This window comes from Sphingobacterium sp. T2 (genome assembly GCF_000814685.1).
In the GTDB taxonomy this organism is placed as follows: domain Bacteria; phylum Bacteroidota; class Bacteroidia; order Sphingobacteriales; family Sphingobacteriaceae; genus Sphingobacterium; species Sphingobacterium thermophilum.
In genome coordinates, this window is record NZ_JXAC01000036.1 from 1 (window position 1) to 6,280 (window position 6,280).

The following is a 6,280-nucleotide window of genomic DNA, read 5'->3' on the forward strand; positions in this document are numbered from 1 at the left end:
TTTTCAAAAGATAAGCGATATTTGGGATTGATACGCCTTAAACATCACACTAACTATTTATCTCTTATGTAAAGAGAACAGGATGTCGATGGTCTGAAAATTTTCAGGAATTACTATCGAATGAGATAAAATTATATAAAAAATTTATCTTTGTCAAGAGTTTGTTACGATGAAAAGAAAAATTAATTTAAATTTTAAATATTAATTAAGCTTTCTGTATTCCTCCCACGCCCTTTGATCGGTACGGAAAGTAAGATCCTCTGTTTTAAGTTGGTCTATATCCACCAAACGGAAGACTTCTAATTTTTTTATGGAGTCTTTGTCATGAAAGTCGAAGGGTTTCTTCTTGAGCTCTATGTCCAATTTGTCTAGGGCTTCCACCTCATAATAAATCGATATGATTTGGCTACTATTGAAGCTGGATTTCTCGAAAAAGTCGGTGGTGTAGATATGTCTTTTTACTTCAATTCGTAGGTTGCACTCCTCGAGAAACTCTCTTTTCAGTGCATCAATAAGTCCTTCTCCGTATTCTAATCCTCCACCCGGAAACTTCGTGAATGATATATTTTCTGCTCTTTCATCCGTAATGAGAACTTGATTGTTCTCATTTTTAAGGATTCCGTATACGCGGACGTTAAATGGAAACATTTTATCTTTTTCGCTTATAATCAAAACAAATATCTTCTATATTATCGCAGTTTCATGATTTGAAACTGCTTATCTGATTATATTTTGTCAATATTACAATTCAATAAAAGCATTGCCTTCGATGGAAGCTTCATCTACAAACAGCACCGAATAATGCTTAGGCAACATCCAAGCAATAGCGCTTGAAATCTCTTCAAACAGCTTGTCATTTTTCAGTTGAGGAGGAGTGAAGTTGAATACAAGGTCTTGTTTTAAGTCTTCTTCGTTTTCGAAGCTGCGTGCTATAAGCATAGCTTTTGGTTGCTGTATCCCCATATGTTGCAAAAACTCACGCAATTGTTTTTTCAGATATTTAGGAAGTATAGCTTCTGAAGGAGCACCCACCAACACGCGTTCGTCTTTGCCGATAACCACGATATCTTGGCTGTGGGAGAAGCTACTTTCGTTGCTGTAAAAAGTGTCGTTAAGCTCGTAATTTACGATATCACCATAAGAAAATACCCAGTCCGGTCTTTCTTTCTGCGGGTTGATCACTACGCCGAAACCTTGTAAAAGAATTGTAGGAAGCTGTTTGCTGATTACAAAAGCCTGAAAACTTTCTTCTGCTTCCACATTTTGTAATTGTATATAAGGAAAGCCGTCGCTGGCAACAATAACTTCAGGATTGCCTAATTTAAGATTGGCTTGATCGATAACGCTCAAAAATTGATCTACCCATTTCTCGTCACGTTGCCCAAAAGGAACTTCTAGCAATGTGTTAAGAATCACCGTCTTTTCCAAATCTCCTAATCCTATCTCCGGATTTACGTCGTTATTCGCTGTATTCATAAAACTCTAAAGTATCAATTATTTGCGCTTAAAAGTACGTAATTATTGTATATATTTTAGGACTAATATTAAATTATTGGTTATATTGTAAAGAGTTAATTTGCTACTTTTGTTGAATAAGAACATAGATTAATGATTGATTCACGTTTGAGTGCACCGATGAATAGTATACCTTCAAAATTGAGCTTTGATGATTTTCGTGCTATCGTTTTAAAGGATTATGAAGCGGCGGTGCAAAGTCGTAATGCAAGTTTGTTGGGAAGGAAAGAAGTACTTACAGGTAAGGCGAAGTTTGGAATTTTTGGTGATGGCAAGGAGGTGGCACAGATTGCTCTTGCCAAAGTATTTAGAAAGGGCGATTGGCGTTCGGGCTACTACAGGGATCAAACATTAGCCTTTCTGACGGGTATAAGCACCATTTATCATTTCTTCTCACAGTTATATGCTCACCCTTCTTTGGAGGCTGATATATCCTCGGGAGGAAGGCAGATGGTAGCTCACTTTGCTACCAAGCTGGTAGAAGAGGACGGAAGCTGGAAAAACCAACTGCAGCAGATTAATTCTTTTTCTGATATTTCTACCACGGGGGGGCAGATGGCCCGAACGTTGGGATTAGGACTTGCCTCCAAACTTTATCGTAACAATAAAGAGTTGGCTTATCTTACAGAATATTCCGACAATGGCAATGAAGTTGTCTTTTGTAATGTAGGTAATGCTTCAACCTCCGAAGGTGTTTTCTGGGAGACCGTCAATGCGGCGGGAGTGAAGCAGATTCCAGCCGTAATTTCCATTTGGGATGATGGCTATGGCATTTCTGTGCCGAACGATATACAGACTACGAAGTCCGATATTTCAGAAGTGCTGAAAGGTTTTCAGTCGGATTTTAAAGGTCTAGGAATAGAGATTTTTAAAGTAAAAGGATGGGATTATCCAGGTCTCTGCGAGACTTATGAGCAGGCAGCGAAAATCGCACGCGAACGTCATGTGCCTTGCCTAGTGCATGTAATGGATCTTACGCAGCCACAAGGGCACAGCTCTTCGGGATCGCATGAGCGCTATAAGTCTGCCGAACGATTGCAGTGGGAAAAAGATTACGACTGCAATGTGAAGATGCGTGAATGGATTATCGAAGCTGGCATCGCTACCGCAGAAGAACTAGACAAGATAGAGGCTGAGGCTAAGGATTTTGTAAGAAAAGAACAAAAGCGAGCTTGGTTCGATTACCGTAACTTCCTGCAACAGGAGCTAGATGAAGCTATTGTTTATCTTTCGGCGGTGAAAGATGAGCAAGTAGAGCACGCGCTAAACGTATTAAAGAGCGCTACGGAGCCCTCACTTAAGGATATCTATTCGGTAGTACGTCAGGTATTGCGTGGTTTACGTTTTACCGACACGGCGGAGAGGAAGGCCTTATTGGACTGGTATCAGTCGCGCAAAGCCGTGAATGAAGAACGTTACAACAGTAAGCTTTTTGTAGAAAATATATATTCACCATTGGAGGTGGATATTATAGCTCCGGAATATGCGGACAATGCAGCCGTCTTGGATGGAAGAGAGGTGTTGAACGCCTGTTTTGAGGCTAACTTCCGTAGAGATCCAAGGTTGGTAGCTTTCGGAGAAGATGTTGGAAAAATCGGTGATGTAAATCAAGGTTTTGCAGGCTTGCAGGAGAAATTCGGTGACCTTCGTATTTTCGACACCGGAATCCGGGAGTCAGCTATCATTGGTAAGGGGATAGGTTTAGCAGTAAGGGGCTTAAGACCTATAGCCGAAATACAGTATCTGGATTATCTGATTTATGCCTTGCCGGTGTTAAGCGATGACCTTGCTTCGTTGAGTTATCGAACCAAAGGACAGCAGAGAGCACCTCTCATTATTCGCACCAGGGGCCATCGTTTGGAAGGAATTTGGCATTCCGGATCGCCAATGACTGTGCTTTTAGGCTCATTGCGTGGGTTGCATATATGTGTGCCGCGCAATATGACGCAGGCAGCAGGAATGTACAATACTTTGCTGAAAGGAGAAGATCCTGCCGTAGTGGTAGAATGCCTTAACGGATATAGGTTGAAAGAGAAAATGCCTAGCAATGTGGGAGACTTTACGGTGCCTATAGGTATTGCTGAAGTCATACGAGAAGGTAGGGATGTAACCGTAGTATCGTATGGATCTACATTACGCTTAGTACAGGAAGCAGCATTGGAATTGGACAAGATAGGCATTTCCATAGAAATTGTAGATATACAGTGTCTACAGCCGTTTGACCGTACTCAAGTGTGTTTGACGTCCTTGTCAAAGACAAATAGAATTTTGGTAGTTGATGAAGATATGCCGGGTGGAGCCAGTGCATTTATCATGCAGCAGATTTTAGAAACGCAAAACGGATACTATCATTTAGATAGTAAACCTCGTACGTTGTCGGCCAAAGCCCACCGACCTCCTTATGGTTCAGATGGGGATTACTTCACCAAACCATCGGTTGAAGACATTGTCGAGACCGTGTATGAAATTATGAACGAGGTTGATCCGCAGAACTACCCTAAATATATCTAAGGAAAATCAAGACAAGCCTTATTCAAATATGGAGGCAGCACCTATCAGTGCTGCTTTTTCTGCATATTGTGCATGTGTAATATGATATACCGAGAAAATGCCGCCCTGATCAATTAAATTCCAAGCTTTTGCGATATTGCCTCCTATGATAAAATCTTTGCAGCCATGTAGCTCGCTGAAATATTTAAGGAAATCAATCAGGTGTATTCTATATTCTGACATTAACTGTTGGAAAGCTGCTGTTTCTTGATGCTTTTCTATAATTTCTTTAAGGCCAGTTTCTTTGATTCCTGAAAGCTGTTCAAAGCGATTCGTAAACCATCTTGTCACCAAGTATTCCTCGAAGATGCTGTCTTTGTAAGGGGTGTTCCAAAGGTCAGCGTCGAAAGCTTTATGACCTTTGCTCCATACCGCACTTCCTAGACCTGTTCCCAGCGTAATGCCAAGCACTTTGGTTTATGTTGTAGCTGTTGGGCATATACTTCCCCCTGCAGGAAGGCTGCCGCATCATTGATGTATTTGATACTGCAATTTTTATTGTTCAAACCTTCTAATATGCCGTGCGACACATTTAGCTTATACAAAGCATCGTATTTGTCTTGATTTTTCATTAAAGAAATGCCTTCTTCGTAATTGAAAGGGCCCGGCATCGCAATACCGATTTGATTGATGGTAACTTCATGCTTTTGTTGACAAAGGTTGATGGTAGAAGACCAATTTTGAAAAATCGATTTAGCATCAGCGGAAGAATCAACGTGATTTCGTACCAATGTATCAGGTAATATAGTCCAGTCCTTAGCATTCACTATGGCTGAGGTGATGTGGGTACCTCCGATGTCACAAGCTAAAATAAAAGAAGCAGTATCAGACATTATGATTATATTTAGTTAGTATTTTTCGCCAAATATAGGATATCTCAATAAAATTTAGGGATAAAAATTAATTTTTAGCTAACGATTGCATAGACTTCTGTCTACATAGGTCTTATTTCCATTGCTATTGATGTAATAACAACCACCTCTTGGACCTCGTATATACGTTTTTTGAACAGCTGATGATTTTCTTTTGGGAGAAGAGTAGGAAGAAAAATTTCGGCTTGTAGAAGTTCTGTAGGATGAGCTATTGCTTTTGGATGGAGCTTTTCTATTGACGTATTCCCAAGTTCCGTTACTTCGTAAAAGTACGACTTTTCCATTGCTTGTGGTGGCGTACTGATCTTGAGCATATGATGAGGTAGCTATACATACACCGAGTAATATCATGCGGATGAAATATCTCATAATCATTTAAAACTAGGAAGAACTTCCGTGTATGATTACGGAAGTTCCAAATTTATACTAAATAAGCTTTCTGTTTCAAGAGATAATCTGCTATCACGAGTGCGACCATAGCTTCCACGATAATTACGGCACGAGGCACCACGCAAGGGTCGTGTCTTCCTTTGCCAGAGATGGTAGTTTCTTCACCTTGCTGATTTAATGTGGTTTGGTCACGCATGATTGTCGCTACAGGTTTGAAGGCTACTTTGAAGGTGATGTCCATGCCATTGGATATTCCACCCTGTATACCACCTGAAAAGTTTGTTTTGGTGACGACTTTGCCGTTTTCTGTGGTGAAGATATCGTTGTGTTCAGAGCCTCTCATCTTAGACCCTTCAAAACCAGATCCGTATTCAAATCCATGAACGGCATTGATGCTGAGCATAGCTTTTCCCAGTTCGGCATGGAGCTTGTCAAATACAGGTTCTCCCAATCCGGCGGGTACTCCACGTATGATAGTGGAAATTCTGCCACCTACGGTATCCCCATTCTTGCGAATCTTCTCGATAAAGCTAATCATCTCATTTGCTGTTGCCGGATCGGCACAACGCACTATGTTGGATTCGCGGATTTCAAGTAAGTTTTTTAGGTCTGCGGTGTCTACGTTAGGAGATTCGATTTCTCCCACACCAGAGACGTGGGCAAAGATTTCAATGCCATGCTGTTTTAGGAAAAGCTTGGCAATAGCGCCTGCAGCAACACGTGCTGCCGTTTCTCTAGCAGACGAACGGCCTCCTCCACGGTAGTCACGAATACCATATTTCATCTGATAGGTGTAATCTGCATGGGAAGGGCGGTATTTGTCAGCAATGTGGGAATAATCTTTCGATCGTTGATCCTCGTTAGGTATCAGAAYASCTATAGSTRTTCTGATACCTAACGAGGATCAACGATCGGAACACATTTGTGTCGGTGTCGTCTTTCTTTACGTTTGT

The 6,280-nt window shown here is 41.0% G+C and carries 6 protein-coding genes and 1 pseudogene; 1 reads left to right on the forward strand and 6 read right to left on the reverse strand.

From position 1 onward, the window contains the following. Nucleotides 1–201: 201 nt before the first annotated feature. Both SD31_RS03490 and SD31_RS03495 read right to left on the reverse strand, forming a co-directional pair. Nucleotides 202–648 (reverse strand): NUDIX domain-containing protein, encoded by a 447-nt coding sequence (locus SD31_RS03490; RefSeq protein WP_039053132.1) that lies wholly within the window; start codon nucleotides 646–648, stop codon nucleotides 202–204. Between the two features lie 93 nt (nucleotides 649–741). After that, nucleotides 742–1,476, reverse strand: a complete 735-nt coding sequence (locus SD31_RS03495) for a hypothetical protein (RefSeq protein ID WP_039053130.1) — start codon at nucleotides 1,474–1,476, stop codon at nucleotides 742–744. Between the two features lie 132 nt (nucleotides 1,477–1,608). Between SD31_RS03495 and SD31_RS03500 the strand changes: the two genes are divergently transcribed. Continuing rightward, complete coding sequence (locus SD31_RS03500; protein WP_052258607.1) at nucleotides 1,609–4,026, forward strand: thiamine pyrophosphate-dependent enzyme; 2,418 nt, start codon at nucleotides 1,609–1,611, stop codon at nucleotides 4,024–4,026. 18 nt (nucleotides 4,027–4,044) lie between these two features. On the opposite strand, the gene SD31_RS18230 is transcribed toward SD31_RS03500, so the two are convergent. From SD31_RS18230 to aroC, 4 genes and pseudogenes are all read right to left on the reverse strand, one after another. After that, nucleotides 4,045–4,476 carry a hypothetical protein gene (locus tag SD31_RS18230; RefSeq protein WP_231561121.1) on the reverse strand — a complete coding sequence of 144 codons (432 nt, stop codon included), beginning with the start codon at nucleotides 4,474–4,476 and terminating at the stop codon, nucleotides 4,045–4,047. Next, entirely contained in the window at nucleotides 4,446–4,898 is a 453-nt protein-coding gene (locus SD31_RS18235; RefSeq protein WP_231561122.1) for a hypothetical protein, read from the reverse strand. Before SD31_RS18235 ends, SD31_RS18230 begins: the two co-directional genes overlap by 31 nt. Nucleotides 4,899–4,999: 101 nt before the next feature. Further along, nucleotides 5,000–5,251 carry a hypothetical protein gene (locus SD31_RS03510; protein WP_039053131.1) on the reverse strand — a complete coding sequence of 84 codons (252 nt, stop codon included), beginning with the start codon at nucleotides 5,249–5,251 and terminating at the stop codon, nucleotides 5,000–5,002. 107 nt (nucleotides 5,252–5,358) lie between these two features. Next, nucleotides 5,359–6,207: pseudogene (gene aroC / locus SD31_RS03515) on the reverse strand (chorismate synthase); the annotation flags it as partial. Nucleotides 6,208–6,280 lie beyond the last annotated feature (73 nt).